Below are 21,968 nucleotides of genomic sequence, written 5' to 3'. Positions count from 1 at the left end.
GACGACTTACTCTGCGCCGTCGCGTCTCCTGCCGGTTTATTCCATCTCTATATTGCCGGGAGCTGGCGTAGCCCTGAAGGCATTCGTCGCTCTGTCCATCATCACCTGTTGGCTATTGCCGCAATCAAGTATCGTGTTTTGAGACGACGCTTTTTCTACCAGCACCGCGACCGCATCAAGGGCTTTTAATCTATCCGTCGTCAGCAAAGCGCTGACCTGAGCCGCAAAGCAAGCGTCCTCTTCGGAAGGGTGCGCCTGCTGCACTGACGCTTCCGTGGTCGCAACAATATGATTATTCGCAAGGTAGTTTCCTTTACCGGCAACCAGCCGGATGATGACCGGCTTTATTCCCTGTGGCCGAAGATACTGGATATCAATAGTTTCGGAAATATGATTGGCAATAACCGAGTTATTACTACCATTGATATGCAGCAGACCATAGGCATCATCCAGGCCATTGTCATAGGTCTGCATCGGCGGCCAGGGTTCGCGATCGCGGAAAAAATGATTTGCAGCGATAAGATTCTCCGCACAGTTATTTTCAAGAACCAACATTCCTGGATAAAATGAGTGCAATCGATTACTAGTAACGCTAGAACGAACAACGCCAGAAAAATGAACGCTGCTGGCGCCACGCGGAAAGATATTGTTACCGGAAATCAATAACCCACCGAAGTTTTGGGCATAAATCGAATAACCTTTATAGCCTGCGCCAATCAGATTATCGGTTATTTTAGAAGCCTGTCCGGCGCCACGAAGCTCGATGCAGTTGCCGCATTCGGCGATAAAGTTATTATGGATAGCCATAGCATCACTATTGTACGTCGTGAGACCATGCTCAAGATAGATAAATCCCATGCCTGTAATCCGGAAAGCATCCTGAGCGCTGGCGATATAAATCCCTGTTTTGCCGTTAATATAGCTATTTTCCGGATCGTTGTTTCCCAATCCATCATCAATAAAGTGCAGGCCATCAATACAGAAGTTTTCAAACGCCACCGAACTAATTCGCGGCGCTCCGCTGCGTTTCACGTAAAATGCAGCGCCAGCATGTTCTTCATCGCCGGGATGCAAACAAATATCGACCAGAATACGGCTACCACCCGGCCAAATATCATGCAAATACGCCCACTCGACAGCCGGCGTATTGAAACGAATACTTGAGGAGACAAAACCGTGTCCGGCACCCATAATTTTTAAATAACTGATATCGATAAAAACCTGCGTCTTGAGATGATAATCGCCGGGCGGAATATAGATAACGGCGCCAGGTTTCCCGCCGTTATTAACATCAGTTGCGGTTTGTCGTTTTTTAATATCGAGGATAATACTGTTAATAACCTCCCCAATATCCTTATAAGGATTACCGATATGCCACTGCGTCACGTCATAATAATTATTATGCGTCATAAAGAACCTCCTCTGATATGAACAGAAAATCACTTAAAATATTCTAGTTTCATTAAGACTGATATTGAATGATAAATAATACGGATAGACTGCTCCCCTACCCATTAACCGCGTCCTTTTTCCAGTTCACGTTTTGCAAGATCGGCTTTGATTTTTTCAAGGAAGGCGTTATTCAGCTTGAAGTAGCGCACCAGATACGCGCTAATGAAATAACTCACCATCGGCAGCAGTGAGAACATCATGATAATGCCTTGAATGGTCTGGGAATTTTGCTGTGGTTCATTAGCGATATAGCCGGTAAACGCCAGAATCCAGGCGACGATTGCGCCAGCCACCGCCAGCCCCATTTTGAGCATAAAAAGGTTACCCGCGAAAGAGATACCGGTCAGGCGTTTACCGAACTTCCAGTCACCGTAGTCATCGACATCGGACATCATCGCCCACAGAATGGGGCCAGATTGAATTAAATGCAGAACGTTAATGACGATAAATAGCGCCATCAGCGGGGTCAACGATTGCGGATCGATAAACCACAGCGCCAATGACAGAAACCCGAGAATAATATTAATAATACGGAACAGCGCCAGCTTATCAAAGCGATCGGTAAGCGGTTTGGCAAGCACGCTGCCCAGCATATTACAGGCCACGCCCAGCGCCATAAAGAAGGTAATAAATCCGACAGACGCCTTCATGACATAAGTCGCATAATAAATAGTGACGCCACCGCGGATAAATGCCGGAAAAACGTTCAGGAAAGTAATAGAGATCATTAAGAGCCACTGATCGTTTTTGATAATATCCCGCAGGTCTTTCTTCAACGACTCGTTTTGCTTAACCGATACCACCCGCTCTTTAATGCTGGAAAAGCAGAACAGGAACATCAGCGTTGCCGCCCCGCCCATAATGACCATGGTCAGCTGGAAACCGGAGGCGCGGTCGCCGTTACCCAGCCAGTCGGTTAACGGCAGAATAGAGGAGGAGATAATTAATGTTGCCAGGCCATTCAGGAAAAAGCGCCATGACAGACAACCCATGCGCTCTTTTTGATTGAGGGTAATGACGCCGCCGACGGAGCAATAGGGAATATTAATCGCGGTATAAATCAGCGACATGACCAGATAAGTAACCCAGGCATAGATAATCTTTCCGTTCATGCTGAGTTCTGGGGTAGTGAACATCAGTACCGCGCCTAGACCAAACGGAAGCGCCATCCATAATAGCCATGGACGGAATTTTCCCCAGCGTGACACCGTGCGGTCGCAGATTGCCCCCATCAGCGGATCGCTAAACGCGTCAAAGATGCGAATAACGAGGAATAATGTGCCCACCACCCCGGCATTGAGGCCATAGACATCGGTATAAAACCACGTCAGATAGAGCGCCAGTACACTCCATATCATTCCTGAACCAGCGTCCCCCATCCCGTAGCCGATCTTCTCCCTCAACCCCAGCTTTTCATAAGCACTTGGCTTTTCCATTGCGGTAGCAGACATAAATATACCTATTTTTTGTTAAAAGGAGCCCATGGCGCAAATTGTCGCGCCATTTCTAAACATATATCCCTTACAGGGAAGTAATATTAATTTTTACGCTGCTCTCACGAACAATTAACCGAGAGACAATTTCGTGCATTTCAATACTGTCCGGCTGCTGTTGATGCTTCACCATCTGAAACGCGAGGTGAGCAATTTCATTTACCGGCTGTGCAACGCTGGTTATTTTTTTAGTTTGTGCCAGCAAGGTATTGTCAAAACTGGCAATCGCAACATCTTCAGGAATGGAGATGCCTTTTTCTTTTAGCCCATCGATAATATAATTTGCCGCAATATCGTTATACACTAGCAGACATGTACAGATTCGCTTCGGATCGCTGAGTTTCGCAATAATATCATCAAGAATGCTAATATGGCCTGATATCTTTTCCCCCTCTCCTTTGGCTATCCAGAACGAATTATCTTTAGCAAGTTTTAAACCATGACTCGCTATTTTTTTGGTATACGATGAAACCTTACGATTATCAACCCCTTCCTGGGCAACAAAGCCAAACGAAAGATGGCCTGTATGAATAAAATGTTCCGCAATACTTTCTGCCCCCCGGTCCTAGTTAATCGATACGGAGTTAAAGAACCGGGACACCTGGGTGACGACGGCGACCGGGATCCGGGTAATGCTTAACCATTCTGAAAGTTCGGCTTCTGCTTCTGTCGGCACCCATAGCAAACTGTCAATGCCCATCCCCACTAAGGTCAGAATAATATGTTTATCCTGCTGCGGCTGATTCTGATGCGTTTTAACGATCACCGATTTGCCGATATACCGGGCCTCTTCTTCCACCGTCGCCAGCAGTTCACAGAAATGAGGATTCACCAGGTTAGGCAAAACCACACCAATCAACCCTGAACATTTACCGCTAAGCTGAAACGAACTTTTGCTGGGGACATAGCAGAGATAATCCATCGCATCACGCACAGCCTGCCGCGTTTCCGGCACGACGCTGGGATGATTGTTGAGCACTCGCGATACGGTTGCCGTCGAGACCCCAGCTCTTTTCGCTACGTCTTTAATAGATGCCATGATGATTGAACATACCCTCTAACAATGGTGTTCACTATAAATTGTGATCTCTGCCAAGAATGTAATCCAGTTCACATGTTGCTGCGTTACATAGATCCATACTCTGGCCTCGCATTTTTATTTTACTGGCCATCGTTATTCATTTACGTTCCTTGAGAGAAATTAATGAACTCAAAAGATATCAATATTTTTAGGCAGGAAAACAGAGGAGTGATTATATCATTACCCCTCATCACGGGGATGAGGGGGTTAGCTATACAAGTATTAATACTTCTTTACTGAAGAAAAATAACCCATAGCCCTTTCATGTGTTTCTCATATTTAACATGTCAACTTTCTTATCTTTCAGGCACATTCCTGTGCCATGAAATTTCGGAGATTAAACAATCATCGCATTATCCCGAAGCGGCTCGGTTTTCGCCTTACCCGCTAACGTAAACGCGGAGATTAAGGTGACCGTCAGGGCAATACCGCCGAGGATCATATAGGTATCCTGAAAGCCGATCCGATCGTACATATTGCCGGCGAAGGCGGAGAGGAAGATCGCCGCCACCTGCTTGGCGAACTGGAAGCCCACCAGGTAAATGGTCGCCGACAGCCGGACATCAAACACGCCGGTAATGTATTTAAAGGCGCCCACCAGCAGGAACGGCACCTCCAGCGCATGGAGCATTTTCAACGCTACGACTTCCGCGGCCGTAGTGGCGAAGGAAGAGCCAATCATTCTTGCCGCCATCACCATCCCGGCGATCAGCAGGGTATTCTTCGCCCCGATGCGATTAATAATCCACGGCGAGCTGAACATAATGATGGCGTTACATATTTCTCCCGCGGTGGTGGCGAAACCAAAGGCGCGGGTGCCCGCTTCCGGGGTCGCAAAGAACGATTTGAAGAAGGTGGCGAATTGCTGATCGAAAACGTCATACACGCAGGCCACGCCGATAACATACAGAATAAACATCCACATCTTACGCTGGCGGAACATGCGCACCGCCGTTTTTAAATCGATCGCCGGGCGATTGGCGCCGAGCGAATCCATTACCTGCGCGGACTGACTGGCCTGCGGTTTGGCGATGGCCACCAGCACCACCAACAGCAGCGCGGCGGCCGACCCCATCCAGAACACCCATTCGGGATTAATGCTGAACAGCATTCCGGCGGTGGTCGCGCACAGCGCCCATCCCAGACAGCCAAAGGTGCGCGCCTTGCCGTATTCAAACCCGCTGTTGCGGCTTACCCGTTCAATATAGGCCTCCATCGCGCCGGCACCTGCGGAGAATACAAAGCCGATATAGGCGCCGCCGCTCAGCGCCCCGAGCCAGATGTTGGTTTTCAGCAGCGGAGCGAAAACATAGAGGAAGAAGGGAGCAATCAGCACCAGCAGAACAGTCACGATCCACATCAGGTGTTTTTTCAGCCCCAGCTTGTCAGAGATCACCCCGAGGACCGGCTGGAAACAGATGGCGAACAGCGACAGGCTGGAGAAAACGAGGCCGGTTTCGGTTTTATTCAGGCCGATGACGTCCGACAGCCAGATCGGCAGAAACGGAAAGCAGGTGGCCATGATGAAGAAGTAGAGAAAGAAGAACAGCCCGAAAATCCAGAAGTTGGGGTTGTTTTTGTGGGTACAGACGGTCGGGTTCATTATATTTTCCTCAAGAAGGGCCGCGACGCGGCCCGATACCATCACACGCGTTGCAGGCCAATCAGAATGGCGCTTTCCGGGTCGAGGATGGGCAGCGCCAGCCCCGCCTGCTGTAGCCACTCACCGCTCACCGTCTGCGGCGTCGTCATCCATGCCGGCAGCTTCCGCATGGTGTGGCCACCCTCGCCGGTTATCTGAATGTTCGGATGATCGAGGAGCGTCACCTGATAGCGGGCGCTCGCCTCCAGCCCCGCCAGGCGCAGCGGCGCCATCAGGGTGTAGTCCGGCATCGCCAGCTGGCTGACGAGGAAAATCGCCTGCGCTTTATCCGGGCTGACGACGCCATGGGCAAGGGTGGTAGCGTCCGGCATATCCATCCGCCACTGCACGCCGTGATGGATCACGTCGCGCCACTGTTTATGTAAGGCCGCATATTTCCGGTATCCGGCGCGCTCTTCTTCATCAGCGCTCACCGGATCCAGCTCAAGTCCCATATGACCAAACAGCGCCGTCAGGCCGCGGAAGGCGATACTGTGCTGGCGGAAGGTGGCATGACAGTGGCGATTACCGATGTGCGCGCCCATCACCTCCGGCGGGAAGAAGTAGCTCATGCCGCGCTGGATAGTGTTGCGCTCAAGGGCGTCATTGTTGTCAGACGCCCAGAAGCGATGGCTGCGCTTGAGGACTTCATAATCGATCCGCCCGCCCCCGGAGGAGCAGGATTCAAATTCAATGTGCGGGAAACGGGCCACCAGCGTATCCAGCAGGCGGTAGAACTGGCGCGTTTGCGCGTCCGCGGCGGCGCGTCCCTGATGCCCAGGCTGCACCAGCTCGCGGTTCATATCCCACTTCACGTAGTCCACCGCGTGCTCGCCCAGCAGCCAGCTCATCCGCTCCAGCAGATAATCAAACGCTTCCGGAATGTTGAGATTCAGGACAAACTGATGGCGGCCGGTCAGCGGGGTATAGCCCGGCAGCGCCAGCACCCAGTCCGGGTGCGCCCGGTACAGATCGGAGTCCGGGTTAATCATTTCCGGCTCCACCCAAATACCGAATTCCATCCCCAGCGATTTCACGTGATCAATAACCGGCGTCAGGCCGTGGGGGTACTTTTTCTCATCAAGATACCAGTCCCCAAGCGCCGCCCAGTCGTCGTTGCGCCCTTTAAACCAGCCGTCATCGATAATAAAGCGCTCGACGCCCAGCGCCGCCGCCTCGTCAGCCATACGCATGATGTAGTCCGGGTCGTGGTCGAAATAGATCCCCTCCCAGGTGTTGAGATGCACCGGGCGCGGCTTGTTGCCCGGGAAGCGAATAATCCGTTCGCGCAGATAACGATGGAACTGCTGGCTCATGCCGTTCAGCCCGTTCGCCGAGTAGCTGGCATACAGGTACGGTGTCCACAAGGTTTCCCCTTCCGCCAGCGCCATTTCACCCGGCAGATAGAGCGCCTCGGCCTGTAGATAGCGGCGGCCATCGGTTTTCACCTCTGCCCGCAGGCGATGGTTACCGCTCCAGGCCAGATGTACGCCCCAGACTTCACCCTGCATCTCGCTAAAGGCGCGGCTGCCGGTGATCAGGGCCGGGAAATGTTCGTGAGAGGTGCGCCCGCGGCGGTTCTCCAGCACAAAGCTGTCGTGCTCCAGCGTCAGGCGGTGAGGCTGGAACTCGCGGATCCAGCGGCCATGGAAAGCCATCACCTCGCGAGCGCGTTCGGCGACCGGCAATGTGACCGCCAGGCGATCCACCTGCCATGGGCTGGCGCGCAGATTGGTCACGCCATGGCGCACACTCAGCACGCCGCTGGCATCCAGCGCGATCTCGCTGTGCAGACGCAGGCCGGCCTGTGGATCTTCGCTGACCAGGGTCAGCGTCTGGCCCTCGTGCCGCACTTCGCTGGTGGTGAACAGCGGAGAGGCATCCAGACCCTGACGATGGCCTTCAATGCCCGGCGCACCAAACAGGCCATGGCCCAGCTCTGCCATTAAGGTCACTGGCGAATCGACATCCAGTCTGCCGTTGGCGACCGGGCGCGTCAGGCTGTCGGCATCCTGCGGTGAAAAGTGGCTTAAATGGGGCCCCCAGTAGACAATTTCGGCGAAAGGGCGAGTTTTAATGACAACATCGGCACCGGCACTTTGCAGGTGAATCAGCGAATCAGACATCAGACATCTCCATAACAAGGAATGTCTTACTGTTGATCCGAAACGTTTCGGATGCCAACCAAAACGTTTCGGATTCGTGATCGGCTTCAGAATTACGGGTTAAAAAGGGGTCAGGTCAGGCAGTTTCGCCGGGGATGAATTCGGGCTGCCAGAGCACCTGCAGCGAGGCCAGATCCTCGCCAGCAATTAAGCGGCGGACCATATCGGCAATCTGCCGCCCCACGCCCTGGCGCGTGGACTGGATCACCGCGGCGACATCGGTCTCTATGATGCTGTCCTGCGGCAGCCCGTCATACACCACCAGGGCGACGCGGTTGTCGCCGGTTAAACGGCCCAGATGGGCGAGCGCCATGGCGGCGCCATCGCCATGGGTGTTGCAGTCGGTGATGATCGCGGTAGGCGGCTCCGGCAGACGCAGCAGCTCCAGCGTGGCCTGATAGCCGCCGCGGCGCGTCGCCGGCACGCTACGCAGCCACGCATCGGATAACCCCGCCTCGCGCAGAGCATCGAGGTAGCCGTTACGCCGTTGCAAAATAAACGCCTGATTGTTGTTCTCGCCCAACAGCGCGATACGCTGGTGGCCCTGTTGAATCAGATGGCGGGTGGCGCGGCAGGTGCCGGCATAGTTATCGAAATCAAACCAGGCGTAGGGCTGTGCCAGGCGGCTACGGCCAAGCGCCAGAAACGGAAAGCCTGAGGCCTGCAGCTGCGCCAGCCGCGGATCGTCATCCAGGGTATGGGCCACGATTAAAGCGTCGACGCGACGGCCCTGCACCATGCGCATATAGCCATGTTTATCCGCCTGTTCATCATCGGCGATCAGCAACAAATCAATGTCATGGCGCGCCAGCTCATGGCTGATCTCCCCAACCATCTCAAGAAAAACGTTATTGTTGAGCGGCACGGGGCGGACAGGAAAGACGAGACCAACGGCATCAATGGTGCCCATTTTCAGACGGCGGGCGAAAGTGTTGGGGCGATAGCCCCGGCGCTGCGCTTCAGCCTCAACCCGGGCGCGGGTCTCCTGTGACACATCGTCATAGCCGTTCAACGCCCGGCTGACGGTCGTGACGGAGATCCCAAGTTGTTTGGCAATGGCTTTCAGCGACATAAAAATCCCTGTTTTCGCATAGGAAAGCTAGTTTCCCGCAATATGGCTATGACGTCCAGCAACAGAGACAAAGCGCCGTTCGGCGCTTTGTTCTGAGGAAAAACTACTGCGTCAGCGGTTTACGCACAAAGAAGCCATAGAGACAGGCGCCAAGGAACAGCAGGCAGCCGCCGAGAATAAAGACATTGGTGAACTGACCGGTAGCATCAAGGATAATCCCGGTGATCACCGGTGCCAGCGCGGCGCCCAGAAAACCGCCAAAGTTCTGGATCGCACCGAGAGAAGCGACCTGCTCTTTGGGCGCCATATCCGCCGCCAGCGCCCAAATAACCCCGGACGGCATTTGCGAGCAGAAATAACCCAGCGTCAGTAGCGTAATCGCGGTACCGCTGTTGCTGACAAACGGAATTGGCATCACAAAACAGGCCGCCATTGCCGCCCCCACCACAATAGGCACCTTCCGCGCCGTTACCGCATTAATCCCTCTGCGCACCAGACGGTCAGAGAGCATCCCGCCGCAAAGGACGCCAAGAATACCGGCAAAGAATGGAATCGAGGCAATAAAGCCCGTCTGCTTCAGGCTGAATCCCATCGATGTTTCCAGATAACCCGGCAGCCACGTCAGATAAACCCAGATAGTAAACATGATGCAGAAGTTGCCGGAGATCATGAACCAGGTCGTTTTATTGCGAAACAGCTCGCCCCAGCTAACTTGTGGCTTATCGGCCTCAGCCATCACCACCTTACCAGTGTGGATCAGCATCGCTTCCCGCGCATCCGGATCGCGATAGAACTTCAGCCACGCCAGAATCAACGGTATACCCAGCAGACCCACGGCGATAAACATCCCGCGCCAGCCAACCCACAACAGCAGAAGCGTCAGCAGCGGCGGCGCGATGGCGTTAGCGATTTGCGAACCCGTATTGATAATCGATGTCGGCAGGCCGCGCTCTTTATCCGAAAACCAGCTTTGGGTGATCTTGATACCAGAGGTAAAGAACGGCGACTCAGCCACCCCCAGCAGCACCCGCAGGCCATAGAAGAAACTATAGGTATTCACAAATCCCATCAGAAAGGTCACGGCAGACCATAGCGTCAGCGCGCCGGTGAACATTTTCTTCGAGCCGAAACGGTCGACCAGCCAGCCGGCCGGCAGGTTCGCCAGCGCATAAGGCCAGAGAAACGCCGATAGCAGCAGACCCATTTCGGTTCCGGAGAAACCAAACTCCTTCGAAATGGTGGTATTAGCAATACTCAGGTTGGCGCGATCAAGGTAGTTCACCACCGCAGCCAGCAGCAGGATTAAAATGATCCCCCAGCGTCGGCGTGAGAGTTTCGGCGCCGCGATAGCCGCTGCAGTAGTGTGATTTAGCGAACTCATAAACCGTCCTCCAGCAAGGCGCGATCGATTTTCATCACCGCTTTCCGGAGATGTTTCTGTTCGCCCTCTCGCGGGTGGCAGCAGGGGCGGTGGATGTCCTGTGGAAAGAAAATGGCAAACATGCCGGGCGTCAGCCTTATTTGCGTTTCCTCGTCTTCGACCTGCCAGAACAGAATGTCCTGCTGCGGCGTCAGATCCTCGGTAACGTGATGGCAACGGCTTTCAGCACGGCTGACCCCCATGCGCTCCTCGCCGGAGATCAGATACTGAATATCAATAAACTGGCGGTGCGATTCAGGACGCGCCTGCGCAAAAGGCATGCTGTCCATCTCCTGCAACAGGCAGAAGAGTTTCCCCGGGATCAGGTCGATTTTACCCGGCGCAAAGTGCTGAAAATCCTGGCTGGCGATAAACGCCAGCGCCTGACGAATCACCGGATGAAACGCGGCCTGTTGTGCAGGCCACGCGTGCAGACTTGATACGATCATAATGATCCCTCCCTTAGCCTGCGATCCGCTGCTGCCACAGTTCAGTGCCCACGCGGATCTGATCGAGGATCACCGTCAGCCCCCAGAACTTGCTCAGTACATCGTCTTTGTTAACCCGGCAGGTAACACTGTCGAAGGTCCCCAGCCGCTGATGGTAAATTTTGGCGTTCTTCGGGTAGCCCAGTGTTTCGGTGACCGCTCCCAGCGACAGGAATACCGCCAGCTCGTCGGCCAGCGCCCGCTGGTTTTTGCCTTCTCGCCACAGCCAGCTATACAGCTCCGGGTGGAAGTTGGTAAACACACCGCTAAAGCCCTCGGCACCCGCCAGCATCGCAGGCCAGGCGATAGCAGCATTGGCGTTGATCACTTTCAACGGGGTTCCCTGAGCCAGGCGCACGCGGCGCTCAACGGTCGGCAGATCACAGCTCACATCTTTCAAAACCACAAAGCGGCCGCTGTTGGCGCACCAGGCGAACTCGTCGTCGCTAAGCAGACGGCGATACGGCGCCGGACACTCATACAGCCCCAGCGGCATCGAAACCGGCAGCACCGCCAGCAGCGATTGCAGGGTAGCGAAAAAGAACTCACTGCCTTCATTGCGCGGATCGAGATGATTGGTAACCAGCACCAGCGCATCAATGCCGGTCTGCGACATTGCCAGCAGCTCTTCCTTTTGCGCCGCCAGGTCGTCACTAATATGGCCCGAGGCAATCACGGGGATGCGCCCCGCCACGTGATACACCACGAAACGCGCCAGCTCGACACGCTCCTGCAGACTGAGATATTGCATTTCACTGGACTGGCAGACGGCAAAAAGCGCATCCACGCCTTTTGCCAGGTACCAGTCGATCAGCTTCGCCAGAGCCGGATAATCAATCTGGTCGTCAGTGGTAAATGGGGTCAGCATGACGGGAACAACACCGTTAATCGTTTTCATCTTATTTTTCCTGGATTAGAGGGTACGGAGTCGAGAGTTTGCCTGTGCAAAGTCAGGCATGTTGGAAGCCCCCTCCAGCTCGACGGCCAGAGAGGCGAATGCGGAGGCCCAGGTCGCGGCCTGAACCAGGGTGTTGCCAGCAGCTAGCGAGGCGGCGAGCGCGCCATTAAAGGCATCGCCAGCGCCGGTGGTATCGACAGTGACCGCCGGGAAAGCGCGAATATGGCTAAACTGGCGATTATCCAGCAGCAGCGCGCCGCGCGATCCCATGGTAATAAGGACTTTCTTAGCCCCTAATTCAGCGATGCGCAGTGCAGCCTCTTTGGCGGTATCAACATCGTTAATCTCGATACCAGATAACAATGAAGCCTCGGTTTCATTCGGTGTAATCACATCGACATAAGGAATACTGGGAATGATTTCTGCTGAGTACGGAGCAGGGTTTAGAATGACGGTCTTTCCTAGCTCCCTGGCTATTTTTATTAACGCATGGGTAGCGTCAAAATTATTCTCAAGCTGAACTAATAAAACATCAGAAGAGGTGAGTTCAGGAATAATCGCCTCAATTTCATTATGCGTTATCGTCGTATTCGCGCCGGAGTAAATAGCGATCATATTTTCGCCATTTTCCTGCGAGACATAAATAATGGCATTGCCGGTTGGTTCGCTCTCAGATTGATAAAGCGTAAAGGAGTGTATGTCAGAACGGGTCAGATGATCGGCCGCTAAATGGCTAAACTGATCTTTGCCAACCTTAGCGACAAAATGTACCTGCGCACCGGCTTTACTGGCAGCCGTCGCCTGATTTGCCCCCTTTCCACCGGGCCCAAGGCTGCTGGCGAGCGCCAGTAGCGATTCGCCACCGCGCGGAAAACGTTCCACTCGGGCCACAATATCCACATTAAATGAGCCGAATACACACACTTTGCCGTTCATCGATTTTCCTTTCTGCTGACCACTCACCGTAGGTTTTCGGTGATTAATAGGCTGCAACAGCACCCCGAAACTATCACCGGTTTCAGAAATAAGCTCAGCCTGTAAATTGCGCCGTGAAATAATCGCCCCGCCATAACAACGTTGCACGACACCCATTTCTGAAAGAGTATTTAAATCACTACGAATGGTTTCTTTTGAAACACCAAAATAAGCAGCAAAATAATTAACAAAACCACGTTCATGATCGTTTAAATATTTCAGGATATGCCGTCTGCGTTCTTCTAAAAACATAATAGACCCCAATGTCACGAATTAAGTATACGAACCCCTTCCGGCAGGAAGAGTGACATCAATCCCATGTTTTTAGGCAAAACGGAAGGAAACAAAAATGGAAAAACGATGAAGATATTGAGCAGATAAATAGCTCACTCAATCATTAATGAGAAATGAAAGAATCTTCTGCGCATCAAAATAAAATGCGCAGATTATGACTAATTTTGCTCAGCGATCAGCAGAGCCTGCGTATCCGGCTCCAGCGCCTGAAAAACATGCTCCTGATCCGCCGGGTAGCAGATATAGTCGCCCTCGCCGAGCTCTTCCGGCGCCGACGTCAGCCCTACCCGCGCCCGCCCCTGGGTGACGATAATATGTTCCACCGAGCCTGGCGGATGCGGATGCGAAATACGATCGGCGCCGGGCTGGGTTAACAGTAAATAGATGTCCCGACGCGCGCCTGGCGGACAAGCGGCCAGCAAAATGGCCTGATAGTTCGCCTGCTCCGCCACCACCTTTGTCCCCTCTCCGCGGCGGATCACCTGCGTTTTGTTCACCTGCGGCTCAAGCAGGCGGGCAAACGGGATATCCAGCGCCACGCAGAGCGACCACAGCGTTTCCAGACTCGGATTGCCGTTGCCGGACTCCAGTTGCGATAGCGTGGATTTTGCGATACCCGCCCGACGCGCGACTTCCGCCAGCGAGAGACCGGTCCGCGCCCGCTCCCGCACCAGGCTTTTGGCAATAACGCTGATTGGCTGTGTCATACCCGCCCCTTTGTTTTTTATATCGAACGATTCGTTCGTCTTGAAAAACGTTCATTATGTGTTCATTATAATGGGAAATCGTTCGATATGGCTAAGTGATATGAAACAAACTCTCTCCAGTCTCAGCGGAGACACGATAAAAGCGATCGTTTTGGTCTGCCTGGCCGTCGGGGTGGTGGGTATGTCCTATGGGTCGCTGGCGGTGGCTTACGGCTTCCCCTTATGGGTGCCGCTCTTGCTTTCGGTGTCCGTGCTGGCAGGCGCTTCTGAATTCATGTTTATCGGCATTATCGCCAGCGGCGGTAGCCCACTGGCCGCCGCTGCCGCTGGCCTGTTAGTCAACGCGCGCCATATCCCGTTCGGGGTGACCGTGCGCGAACTGGTTGGTCGGCGCGCCTTAAGCTTTATCGGGTGCCACATTATGAACGACGAGAGCGTGGTCTTTGGCTTGTCGCAGCCCACCCCTGCGCAGCGCAAAGCGGCCTACTGGCTGTGCGGCGCCGGCGTCGCGCTGATCTGGCCCCTCGGCACGCTAACCGGCGCGGCCGTCGGCAAACTGCTGCCAGCGCCGGAAACCATCGGGCTTGATGCGGTCTTCCCGGCGATCCTGCTGGCGCTGGTGATCCCGGCCTTTAAAAACCGCACTACGCTGATCCGCGCCGCCAGCGGCGCCGCACTGGCGCTTGCCGCCGTACCGTTTGTGCCCACCGGGCTGCCGGTGCTGCTTTCGCTGTTTGGTTTACTGTCGAGGAAAAAATAATGGGCAATATGACGCTGTTTATCGCCGGTATCGCCATCCTGTCGCTGGGAACCTATCTAATGCGCCTCGGCGGCGCGAAGCTCGGCAATCGGCTGGCATTTTCCGAGCGCTCGCAGGCGCTGCTTTCCGATGCGGCGACGGTGCTGCTTTTTTCCGTCGCCCTGGCCACCACCTTCTATGAAGGGGCGCATTTCGCCGGCATGGCGCGCGTTCTGGGTGTGGCTGTCGCCGTGTTCCTCGCCTGGCGCAAGGTCCCGCTGATCGGCGTGATTATCGCCGCCGCCGTGGTGACCGCGCTGCTGCGCCTGGCGGGTATGCCTTAGGGCGGGTAAGCGTAATCCGCCAAACCGGCGTGCTTTCCAGCGATCGTGCCTTCAAGCCAGTGAATAATCGGTTTTATCTCCAGCGGATACCGCTGGTCTATCGTCAATACGGGCCCTAAAGACATGGGCTGCGCCCGCCCGGCCAGCTGGGCCAGCTCCGGCAGATACTCCTCGCCGGGGTGGCCCGGCGGCCGCGTCGCCAGCCGCGAGGCATAGCGTGCGACGGCCAGCTCCGGGGTAATATGGTTCCAGATCTCAATTACCTGCTCCACGCCCCCCTGCTGTAGCAGTCTCTGCAAGGTCTCCCGCGGCTGAAAACCGAACCAGGCGTCGATCAACCAAACCATGCTGGCAGGCGACGCGCCGACAATCGACCAAATCACCTCATACGCCGCACAGCCCAGCTGGCGATTCATCGGCCGGTCGACAGGGGCCAGGCGCGCCATAAACGGCTCTTTGATGCCGTCGATCGTCAACACTGGTAGACTAAAGGTCTCCGCCAGCAAACGGGTGATGGTGCTCTTCCCCGACGCCGGAATGCCGTTGATTAATATGGCCGTTTTGCAGCCTGGGGTCAGATGTCTGTTCATAGTAATGCGACGACCTCCTCCCGGCTGCGGGCCGTCCGCAGTTTGGCCATGGTGTCATTGTTATCCAGCAGCGCGACGATGGAACGGATGCCCTCCTCGATATGCGCATTGCTGTCCCGGGCACCAAACATAATAACAATGTCCGCCTTTTCACTGTCCGCAAACGGGATGGGCTTTTTCAGCACCACCAGGCTAAAGCAGTTGCGTCTGACGCCGCACTCGGGGCGGGCATGGGGGATGGCAATCCCTTCATCAAAAACGTAATAAGCGCCATGATTCAAGGTATTATCGATCACCGCCTGGCTATATTCCGCCGAAATAAAGCCTTTCGCCTCCAGCGGGCGGGCAGCCAACTTTATTACCCGCTGCCAGTCGGATTCCACAACGCCAACCTGAATGGCATCGGCCTCAATAAGCAGTTCTTTTATGGTCATTCTCTGTTCCTAGATATTGCGACGAATAATATTGCGTAAATTATCAATCTGCAGAAACAGCGCATCGATATCCTGCCGGTGGCTCTTACTCTTGGCATATACCGATAATGCCCGGTTGTAAGTCAACATCAATGTTTTTTGCACGTCGCTATTATCGGGCTGGCGCTGTAATTCGCCTTCCAGTCTGGCGATCTCTTCCGCCAGCTGACGGGACTGTTGATCATAATCCTGCAGCGGGTTTTGCTCTTTTTTCCACAGCGTTTTCAATGATTCAAACATAGCAAGCTCCCTCCCTGGCGGAAGACAGGGCAACAAAAGATATGTGTCGGTAAAAACGCTATTTAAATAGCGCCATTTTTTCCATTAATACGGCAGTCACTGCCTGGTTGGCGGGAATTAAAAATTTCCGTACGCTGTCATTTACTTTTCCTTTCTCGAACGTTGATTTACAGCGGTCGACCCACTGCACGTTCATTTCCGTTCCGACGTTCACTTTATTAATCCCTTCAGTGACGGCCAGCCGCATATCGTCGTCACTAACGCCTGTGCCGCCATGCAGCACCAGCGGCACGCCAGTCGCTTCGCTTATCGCCTTCAGCCGCGCATGCTGTATCTGCGCTTTACCGGTGTACAGGCCATGCACAGTGCCCACCGAGACGGCCAGCATATCGACCTGCGTCTCCTCCACAAAACGTTTCGCGTCGTCGACGGTAGTAAAACAGATATCTTCGGCAGCCACCGCTTTTCCATCCTCTGACCCGCCGATCGCCCCCAGCTCACCTTCTACCGTAATATTCCGCGGCCGGGCCATTTCCACCACAATCCGCGTGTTACCGATATTTTCCTCGAGGCTTAAGTGAGACCCGTCGTACATCACCGAAGAAAAGCCCGCATTCATTGCCGTCTCGATGGCTTTAATATCGGAGCAGTGATCGAGGTGCAGGCAGGTCGGGATATTTTCACTGTCTGCTAATGAACGCACGGCATCGACCAGTAACCGATACCCCAGATACTCTGCGGTACCGGTTGATATTTGGATCATTAATGGGCTGTGGCTGTTTTGCGCGGCTTTGAAAAAAGCCGGTAACATCTCAATACAGTGCAAGTTAAACGAGCCAATCGCTTTAAAATTTCTTTCCTGAGCGATGTTTAAAATCTCATTAAAATTATACAGACTCATGAACATTTTCCCCTTTCGGCTTAGCGGATTTACCGTTTACAAACCATGCCAGTGCGGCGACAAACACAATAAACAAGGCGACAAAGAGCCAGTTATTCTGGAAGGCGTGGCCTAATACCAGACCGGAGCTGATGACGTCAGAATCGCTGAAGGTGACGCCCGTAAAGCCGTAGCTCTCCAGCATGGGCACCAGAATAGCCGGCAGAAAAGTGATAAACAGACCGTGGATAACCCCGCCGATCATCGCCCCGCGACGTCCGCCCAGCGCATTACCAAATACCCCTGCCGTACCGCCGGCGAAAAAGTTGGTTAACAGCCCGGGGAGGATCATCGCCAGACCGAACATCGGGAAAACCAGCATGCCGATAATCGAGCCGACAGTCGTCGCCAGAAATCCGACAATCACCGCATTTGGCGCATAGGGAAACAGCACCGGGCAATCGAGAGCAGGCTTTGCATCCGGGACAATACGCATCGCGATACCGCGAAAAGCCGGCACCAGCTCATTGAGTAATAAACGCACACCGCTATAGAGGACAAAGACCCCGGCGACAAACTGAATGGACTGCATGAAGGCATACATCAGGTAATTAATGCCGCCGGAGAATTGCGCGATGTACTGCGGCCCCGCCGCAATAGCCGGGATGAGATACATCGGCACCATCACCACCGCCATGGCCAGATAGGTATCCTGCAGAAACTTAAAGTTATCAGGCAGTTCGAGATCTTCCGTGGAGCGAGAGCCTTTTCCGACAACTTTAGCGACCGCAGCCTGCACCAGATAGCCGATGGTACAGAAGTGCCCCAGGGCCACATCGTCAGACCCGGTAATGCGCCTGACCACCGACTGCGCCAGGGCCGGCATTAAGACCGCCATCACACCGCCGAAGATACCCCCGGTTAAAATCAGCGGTACGCCAGTGAGCCCGGACTTATAGCCAATCACAGCCCCAATTGTCGCCATCCACAGTAGCGCCTGGCCGGTCAGGAAAATATATTTCAGCGGCGTCAGACGGGCGATAATAATATTGACGGCAAAGATCACCAGCAGCGTCAGCGCCACTTCCGAACCTAATTCCCGATTCGCTAACCCGGCGATGGCGGCCACATCGGTGATGTAGCCTTTCATGCCAAACCCCTGGGTGAAGATATCATTCAGGAAGGTCAGGGTGGCGACAATGATGTTTATCCCGGCCATCATAATTAAGAAACCGAGCAGCGTTTTAAATGTCCCTTCCGCGGTTTTGCCTGGCGATTTCTTTTGCAGGATCAGGCCAAGCATGGCAATAAAAGCAATAAGGATGGATGCCTGGCCGAGTAAATCCTTAACGATAAACGCAACGAAGCTATTCATAATCAGCCACCTTCAGATGACGTTCTTTTAAGAATGCGACGATCTTGGTTTCAATCTCCTCTTTATCAGTAAGTTTATTCAATACCACGACACGTTTAATTTCTTCTTCACTGGCATCGGCGGTTAAGATGTCGGCAAAGGTTTTTTGCGTCAGAATCATATCCGATTTAAAGGCCCCAGCTTCGGAAACGGTGGTGTGTTCAATATGAGCGGGAATTTCCAGCTTCTTTAAAACTGCCTTCGCCGTCATTTCAATGGCAAAGCTTGAACCGAGGCCGCAGCCACATACGCATAAAATTTTCAGCATGGAGGGTCTCCTCAAATAATATTGAGTTGCTTGGCAAGTTTATAATGATGTCCTTCAGTATCGACCAGACGTTTTTTCATACTGACTAGATCAATCGGAATAGGTTTGTTACTGGAATTAATTATTATGGCTTTATTTTTCATACCTGACTGAATACAGCGAACCACTTCACTGGCCATAATGGTACCCTGATAAATCTCTTCACAGGTTGGATCACCGCTGCGTAAACCATAGCCGACGATCGTTTTACGGATACGGACACCTATTTGTGGTTCCAGCTGTTTAATCATGGTATCAATCGCCCCCTGAAAGCCGGGAGAGTACTCTTTGGTATAGCCTTCTGAGCAGAGGATCACGACGCTATTTTGCGTGCTCAGCTTCCGGGTAATCCGTTCCGCAAGCATGGTCAGCGGCATCTGTGCCTCCGGGATCAGGGCAATATCAGCATTACATTTAATGGCGGACTGTAACGTTAGTTCTCCACAATAGCCTCCTAATATCTCAACCATAAAAACCCGACCCGGCAGCGCTCTTCCGGTATTTCTTAAACGGGAGACTTCTTTAATAATTTGCTCACAGGCCGTGGAAAAACCAATCGTATAATCACTGCCATACACATCATTATCGATAGTCATCCCGACACCAAAGCAATTAATCTCAAATTCACTAAGGGTATTCAGAAACTGCAGGCTGCCATCCCCCCCGGCCATAATGAGCACATCAATACGCAGAGATTTAAGTTTTTTAGCAATGCTTTCATATTCACTGCGCTGCAGTTTGCGACTGGTTCGCCCCGAGGTAATGATCGGCACCGCGGTAATGGAGAAATCAACCAGATCGCGCCACGCCATATCCTGATGACTTTTCTCCAGTAGCCCTGGAATACCGCCATTAAACAGCGTGATATCGGCATTAGCCTGCCTGGCTATCTGGAATATAAAATTATTCATTCCCGAAACATCCCCGCCGCTAATAACGATGCCAATTTTCATGACGCTTCCTCGCTCATTTGCCTGACAACATTTTTCCCTGAGTACAAGCCTTCTATTTGCAATAAAGATCACATAATGCGTATTAAATTACGTCAGTGAATGGTTGACATTAGCAGTGACATGCTTATTTCTGTGATAAACATCTCATTTAAAGAGGGTGATCGCCATCGCTTTCTGTTTTTAATATCTTTATATTTCATAGCGTTAAAATATCGAGATATTCAGGCGTGCAGACCTTTCCTTTGCCGTTAATATGGGGATTTAAGAAAAGAGCGGAAACGTGATTACTGCCACATTTTTTCGTAGCAGAGGGGAATATCGGGTAATTTCGCCGATGCGGGAAGCGAAACAAAAAAAGCGCCCTAAGGCGCTCTTTCGACAGTAACTTTATGCTTATTTGTTCAGTTCCGCAGTCATATGCACGCGGTTGCCGGTAAAGGCTTCGGTAATTTTGTAAGACGAAGCGCCAGCAGCCTGCGCCTGAGCAGCGATTTTCGCTTCCGCACCATCCATCGTGGCAGCGGTTGCAGTCACGGTTTCAGCAGCGAATGAACCAAAAGAAGCGGCCAGTGCGATTACTGCGACAAAAGTTTTGATGCTTTTCATGATATAAACCCTTTCATTTAGTTGTTTAGATAAGGCGCCGTGCCTTGATGTGTTAAATAGTAGCCCGCACATCGCTAAACAAAAAGCGGAAGGATTTGCTGTCATTGTTCAAATTTATTGATCGATATTTAACCCGCAATTAAACGCTGCGGATGGGTGTAAACTGTCGCCCTGCCCGGCTTGCAAAAGCCCACCAGCGTCAGATTGCAGCGCTCGGCCACTTCCACCGCTAAGGTGGTGGCCGCCGAGACCGCGAACAGGATCTCGACGCCGCACATCGCGGCCTTCTGCACCATTTCATAGCTGGCGCGGCTGGAGACCAGCGCGGCGCCATGCTGCCAGTCCTCGCCAATTTCCGCGCGCTGGCCCAGCAGTTTATCCAGGGCGACATGCCGGCCAACGTCTTCAAAACCGCCCGCCAGCTCGCCAGTCGTCCTGACCCAGGCAGCCGCATGGGTACAGCCGGTGAGCCGGCCGACCGGTTGAAAGTCGTTAAGATGCGCCAGGGCGTGGTCGAGGTTGGCTAGATCGAACGTCTGAGTGAACGGTAGCGGCTGAACTGGCTTACCAATATCATTGAGCTGCTCGACGCCGCATACCCCGCAGCCGGTGCGCCCGGCCAGCGCGCGACGCCGGGCTTTGAGCCCCATAAAACGTCGGCTGGAGAGCTCAATCTGTACCTCAAGGCCATTGCACACCGACACCACGTCCATGCCGAAAATCTCCCGCCGATGCTCGATAATCCCTTCGGATAAGGAAAAGCCGACGGCGAATTGCTCCAGGTCTTTCGGCGTGGCCATCATCACCACATGGGAGATACCGTTGTAGACCAGCGCGACGGGAATTTCTTCGGCTAACTCGTCTGGCTGAGGGTGTTGCAGATCCTCGCGTTTCCAGAGGGAGACCTGGCGATATCCTGTGACATTCGTCACATTTTTGATTTGTTCGAGAGGCTTCTTGTTCACTTTGCTTTAACCGTATTGGAACAGGCATACACACAATGTGGTATTCTGTTTTTATCCCTTCAGGAATGAGGGAAATTAGCCCTAATTCTGAACCTTTGCGGCCTTCACCGCAAAGCAAATAACTACATGTGACAATGTCGAAACAAGGAGCGAACCATGCAGGTCAGCAGAAGGCAGTTCTTTAAGATCTGCGCTGGCGGTATGGCGGGAACCACGGCAGCAGCGCTGGGCTTTGCCCCGGCAACTGCGCTCGCGGAGACACGGCAGTACAAATTGCTGCGCACGCGAGAAACCCGTAACACCTGTACATACTGTTCTGTCGGCTGTGGGCTGTTGATGTATAGCCTCGGCGACGGCGCAAAAAACGCCAAAGCATCCATTTTCCATATCGAAGGCGATCCGGATCATCCGGTTAACCGTGGTGCGCTCTGCCCGAAAGGGGCCGGTCTGGTGGACTTTATCCATTCTGAAAGCCGCCTGAAATTCCCGGAATATCGCGCGCCAGGTTCCGATAAATGGCAGCAAATCAGCTGGGACGAAGCGTTTGATCGCATCGCCAAGCTGATGAAAGAGGACCGCGACGCCAACTTTATCGCGCAAAACGACGCCGGCACCACCGTCAACCGCTGGTTGACCACCGGGATGCTGTGCGCCTCCGCCTCCAGTAACGAAACCGGTTATTTAACGCAAAAATTCACCCGCGCCCTCGGGATGCTGGCGGTGGATAACCAGGCGCGTGTCTGACACGGACCAACGGTAGCAAGTCTTGC

At 53.4% G+C, this 21,968-nt stretch carries 22 protein-coding genes and 1 pseudogene; 3 read left to right on the top strand and 20 right to left on the bottom strand.

What is annotated here, in order from left to right; all coding sequences use genetic code 11:
* Positions 1 to 36: 36 nt before the first annotated feature.
* From HMPREF3096_RS02205 to HMPREF3096_RS02155, 11 genes and pseudogenes are all read right to left on the bottom strand, one after another.
* A complete protein-coding gene (locus HMPREF3096_RS02205; RefSeq protein WP_032731544.1) occupies positions 37 to 1,410 on the bottom strand; it encodes a NosD domain-containing protein in 1,374 nt (457 codons plus the stop codon).
* 104 nt (positions 1,411 to 1,514) lie between these two features.
* Positions 1,515 to 2,903: a glycoside-pentoside-hexuronide (GPH):cation symporter gene (locus tag HMPREF3096_RS02200; RefSeq protein WP_004187899.1), complete on the bottom strand. Its 1,389-nt coding sequence runs from the start codon at positions 2,901 to 2,903 to the stop codon at positions 1,515 to 1,517.
* Between the two features lie 70 nt (positions 2,904 to 2,973).
* Positions 2,974 to 3,984, bottom strand: a pseudogene (locus tag HMPREF3096_RS02195) (LacI family DNA-binding transcriptional regulator).
* A gap of 379 nt (positions 3,985 to 4,363) precedes the next feature.
* Positions 4,364 to 5,629, bottom strand: coding sequence for an MFS transporter (locus HMPREF3096_RS02190; RefSeq protein WP_012969227.1), 1,266 nt, complete (start codon positions 5,627 to 5,629; stop codon positions 4,364 to 4,366).
* A gap of 41 nt (positions 5,630 to 5,670) precedes the next feature.
* The gene (locus tag HMPREF3096_RS02185; protein ID WP_032731543.1) at positions 5,671 to 7,794 is read right to left on the bottom strand and encodes an alpha-galactosidase; all 2,124 of its coding nucleotides are present in this window, start codon (positions 7,792 to 7,794) and stop codon (positions 5,671 to 5,673) included.
* Positions 7,795 to 7,909: 115 nt separating this feature from the next.
* Entirely contained in the window at positions 7,910 to 8,905 is a 996-nt protein-coding gene (locus HMPREF3096_RS02180; RefSeq protein WP_012969229.1) for a substrate-binding domain-containing protein, read from the bottom strand.
* Positions 8,906 to 9,008: 103 nt separating this feature from the next.
* On the bottom strand, positions 9,009 to 10,286 hold the full coding sequence (locus HMPREF3096_RS02175; protein WP_022064607.1) for an MFS transporter: 1,278 nt from the start codon (positions 10,284 to 10,286) through the stop codon (positions 9,009 to 9,011).
* The gene (locus HMPREF3096_RS02170) at positions 10,283 to 10,774 is read right to left on the bottom strand and encodes a NanQ anomerase/TabA/YiaL family protein (RefSeq protein WP_022064606.1); all 492 of its coding nucleotides are present in this window, start codon (positions 10,772 to 10,774) and stop codon (positions 10,283 to 10,285) included. Before HMPREF3096_RS02170 ends, HMPREF3096_RS02175 begins: the two co-directional genes overlap by 4 nt.
* Before the next feature lie 13 nt (positions 10,775 to 10,787).
* Positions 10,788 to 11,711 carry a dihydrodipicolinate synthase family protein gene (locus tag HMPREF3096_RS02165; protein ID WP_032731542.1) on the bottom strand — a complete coding sequence of 308 codons (924 nt, stop codon included), beginning with the start codon at positions 11,709 to 11,711 and terminating at the stop codon, positions 10,788 to 10,790.
* 15 nt (positions 11,712 to 11,726) lie between these two features.
* Complete coding sequence (locus HMPREF3096_RS02160; RefSeq protein WP_032731541.1) at positions 11,727 to 12,938, bottom strand: PfkB family carbohydrate kinase; 1,212 nt, start codon at positions 12,936 to 12,938, stop codon at positions 11,727 to 11,729.
* Positions 12,939 to 13,138: 200 nt separating this feature from the next.
* On the bottom strand, positions 13,139 to 13,687 hold the full coding sequence (locus tag HMPREF3096_RS02155; protein WP_002882865.1) for a helix-turn-helix domain-containing protein: 549 nt from the start codon (positions 13,685 to 13,687) through the stop codon (positions 13,139 to 13,141).
* Between the two features lie 100 nt (positions 13,688 to 13,787).
* Here HMPREF3096_RS02155 and HMPREF3096_RS02150 point away from each other — a divergent pair, with 100 nt between their 5' ends.
* Both HMPREF3096_RS02150 and HMPREF3096_RS02145 read left to right on the top strand, forming a co-directional pair.
* Complete coding sequence (locus HMPREF3096_RS02150) at positions 13,788 to 14,447, top strand: AzlC family ABC transporter permease (protein ID WP_008807892.1); 660 nt, start codon at positions 13,788 to 13,790, stop codon at positions 14,445 to 14,447.
* Positions 14,447 to 14,770, top strand: coding sequence for an AzlD domain-containing protein (locus HMPREF3096_RS02145; protein ID WP_008807893.1), 324 nt, complete (start codon positions 14,447 to 14,449; stop codon positions 14,768 to 14,770). Before HMPREF3096_RS02150 ends, HMPREF3096_RS02145 begins: the two co-directional genes overlap by 1 nt.
* Here HMPREF3096_RS02145 and HMPREF3096_RS02140 read toward each other — a convergent pair.
* From HMPREF3096_RS02140 to fdhD, 9 genes are all read right to left on the bottom strand, one after another.
* Positions 14,767 to 15,360 (bottom strand): P-loop nucleotide/nucleoside kinase family protein, encoded by a 594-nt coding sequence (locus HMPREF3096_RS02140; protein ID WP_032731540.1) that lies wholly within the window; start codon positions 15,358 to 15,360, stop codon positions 14,767 to 14,769. The two genes, HMPREF3096_RS02145 and HMPREF3096_RS02140, sit on opposite strands and share 4 nt — an antisense overlap.
* Positions 15,357 to 15,794: a PTS sugar transporter subunit IIA gene (locus HMPREF3096_RS02135; RefSeq protein WP_008807895.1), complete on the bottom strand. Its 438-nt coding sequence runs from the start codon at positions 15,792 to 15,794 to the stop codon at positions 15,357 to 15,359. The genes HMPREF3096_RS02140 and HMPREF3096_RS02135 overlap by 4 nt, the downstream gene beginning before the upstream one ends.
* A 9-nt stretch (positions 15,795 to 15,803) precedes the next feature.
* Positions 15,804 to 16,073, bottom strand: a complete 270-nt coding sequence (locus HMPREF3096_RS02130) for a hypothetical protein (RefSeq protein ID WP_002882858.1) — start codon at positions 16,071 to 16,073, stop codon at positions 15,804 to 15,806.
* Between the two features lie 58 nt (positions 16,074 to 16,131).
* Positions 16,132 to 16,974, bottom strand: coding sequence for a class II fructose-bisphosphate aldolase (locus HMPREF3096_RS02125; protein ID WP_008807896.1), 843 nt, complete (start codon positions 16,972 to 16,974; stop codon positions 16,132 to 16,134).
* Positions 16,961 to 18,328 carry a PTS sugar transporter subunit IIC gene (locus HMPREF3096_RS02120; RefSeq protein ID WP_032731539.1) on the bottom strand — a complete coding sequence of 456 codons (1,368 nt, stop codon included), beginning with the start codon at positions 18,326 to 18,328 and terminating at the stop codon, positions 16,961 to 16,963. The genes HMPREF3096_RS02125 and HMPREF3096_RS02120 overlap by 14 nt, the downstream gene beginning before the upstream one ends.
* Positions 18,321 to 18,635, bottom strand: coding sequence for a PTS sugar transporter subunit IIB (locus HMPREF3096_RS02115; RefSeq protein WP_004151864.1), 315 nt, complete (start codon positions 18,633 to 18,635; stop codon positions 18,321 to 18,323). The genes HMPREF3096_RS02120 and HMPREF3096_RS02115 overlap by 8 nt, the downstream gene beginning before the upstream one ends.
* A gap of 11 nt (positions 18,636 to 18,646) precedes the next feature.
* On the bottom strand, positions 18,647 to 19,627 hold the full coding sequence (locus HMPREF3096_RS02110; protein WP_032731538.1) for a 6-phosphofructokinase: 981 nt from the start codon (positions 19,625 to 19,627) through the stop codon (positions 18,647 to 18,649).
* Between the two features lie 393 nt (positions 19,628 to 20,020).
* On the bottom strand, positions 20,021 to 20,233 hold the full coding sequence (locus HMPREF3096_RS02105) for a YdgH/BhsA/McbA-like domain containing protein (RefSeq protein ID WP_004127125.1): 213 nt from the start codon (positions 20,231 to 20,233) through the stop codon (positions 20,021 to 20,023).
* Between the two features lie 128 nt (positions 20,234 to 20,361).
* On the bottom strand, positions 20,362 to 21,198 hold the full coding sequence (fdhD, locus tag HMPREF3096_RS02100; protein ID WP_012969233.1) for a formate dehydrogenase accessory sulfurtransferase FdhD: 837 nt from the start codon (positions 21,196 to 21,198) through the stop codon (positions 20,362 to 20,364).
* A 156-nt stretch (positions 21,199 to 21,354) separates the two neighbouring features.
* On the opposite strand from fdhD, the gene HMPREF3096_RS31280 reads away from it, so the two are divergent.
* On the top strand, positions 21,355 to 21,968 hold a 614-nt coding region (locus tag HMPREF3096_RS31280; protein WP_228704795.1), incomplete at its 3' end, for a molybdopterin-dependent oxidoreductase.

The sequence above is a fragment of the Klebsiella sp. HMSC25G12 genome (assembly GCF_001807705.1).
Taxonomy (GTDB): domain Bacteria; phylum Pseudomonadota; class Gammaproteobacteria; order Enterobacterales; family Enterobacteriaceae; genus Klebsiella; species Klebsiella variicola.
The sequence above is the reverse complement of the archived record's forward strand: the minus strand, read 5'-3'. Positions and strand labels throughout refer to the sequence as shown.

What these genes read in the sequence shown, in the direction of transcription:
- HMPREF3096_RS02130 (WP_002882858.1), bottom strand. Translation starts at nt 16,073, where the DNA reads ATGTTTGAATCATTGAAAACGCTGTGGAAAAAAGAGCAAAACCCGCTG.
- HMPREF3096_RS02140 (WP_032731540.1), bottom strand. Translation starts at nt 15,360, where the DNA reads ATGAACAGACATCTGACCCCAGGCTGCAAAACGGCCATATTAATCAAC.
- HMPREF3096_RS02175 (WP_022064607.1), bottom strand. Translation starts at nt 10,286, where the DNA reads ATGAGTTCGCTAAATCACACTACTGCAGCGGCTATCGCGGCGCCGAAA.
- HMPREF3096_RS02120 (WP_032731539.1), bottom strand. Translation starts at nt 18,328, where the DNA reads ATGAATAGCTTCGTTGCGTTTATCGTTAAGGATTTACTCGGCCAGGCA.
- HMPREF3096_RS02125 (WP_008807896.1), bottom strand. Translation starts at nt 16,974, where the DNA reads ATGAGTCTGTATAATTTTAATGAGATTTTAAACATCGCTCAGGAAAGA.
- HMPREF3096_RS02205 (WP_032731544.1), bottom strand. Translation starts at nt 1,410, where the DNA reads ATGACGCATAATAATTATTATGACGTGACGCAGTGGCATATCGGTAAT.
- HMPREF3096_RS02190 (WP_012969227.1), bottom strand. Translation starts at nt 5,629, where the DNA reads ATGAACCCGACCGTCTGTACCCACAAAAACAACCCCAACTTCTGGATT.
- HMPREF3096_RS02180 (WP_012969229.1), bottom strand. Translation starts at nt 8,905, where the DNA reads ATGTCGCTGAAAGCCATTGCCAAACAACTTGGGATCTCCGTCACGACC.
- HMPREF3096_RS02110 (WP_032731538.1), bottom strand. Translation starts at nt 19,627, where the DNA reads ATGAAAATTGGCATCGTTATTAGCGGCGGGGATGTTTCGGGAATGAAT.
- HMPREF3096_RS02185 (WP_032731543.1), bottom strand. Translation starts at nt 7,794, where the DNA reads ATGTCTGATTCGCTGATTCACCTGCAAAGTGCCGGTGCCGATGTTGTC.
- HMPREF3096_RS02160 (WP_032731541.1), bottom strand. Translation starts at nt 12,938, where the DNA reads ATGTTTTTAGAAGAACGCAGACGGCATATCCTGAAATATTTAAACGAT.
- HMPREF3096_RS02115 (WP_004151864.1), bottom strand. Translation starts at nt 18,635, where the DNA reads ATGCTGAAAATTTTATGCGTATGTGGCTGCGGCCTCGGTTCAAGCTTT.
- HMPREF3096_RS02105 (WP_004127125.1), bottom strand. Translation starts at nt 20,233, where the DNA reads ATGAAAAGCATCAAAACTTTTGTCGCAGTAATCGCACTGGCCGCTTCT.
- HMPREF3096_RS02145 (WP_008807893.1), top strand. Translation starts at nt 14,447, where the DNA reads ATGGGCAATATGACGCTGTTTATCGCCGGTATCGCCATCCTGTCGCTG.
- HMPREF3096_RS02165 (WP_032731542.1), bottom strand. Translation starts at nt 11,711, where the DNA reads ATGAAAACGATTAACGGTGTTGTTCCCGTCATGCTGACCCCATTTACC.
- HMPREF3096_RS02170 (WP_022064606.1), bottom strand. Translation starts at nt 10,774, where the DNA reads ATGATCGTATCAAGTCTGCACGCGTGGCCTGCACAACAGGCCGCGTTT.
- HMPREF3096_RS02200 (WP_004187899.1), bottom strand. Translation starts at nt 2,903, where the DNA reads ATGTCTGCTACCGCAATGGAAAAGCCAAGTGCTTATGAAAAGCTGGGG.
- HMPREF3096_RS02150 (WP_008807892.1), top strand. Translation starts at nt 13,788, where the DNA reads ATGAAACAAACTCTCTCCAGTCTCAGCGGAGACACGATAAAAGCGATC.
- HMPREF3096_RS02155 (WP_002882865.1), bottom strand. Translation starts at nt 13,687, where the DNA reads ATGACACAGCCAATCAGCGTTATTGCCAAAAGCCTGGTGCGGGAGCGG.
- HMPREF3096_RS02135 (WP_008807895.1), bottom strand. Translation starts at nt 15,794, where the DNA reads ATGACCATAAAAGAACTGCTTATTGAGGCCGATGCCATTCAGGTTGGC.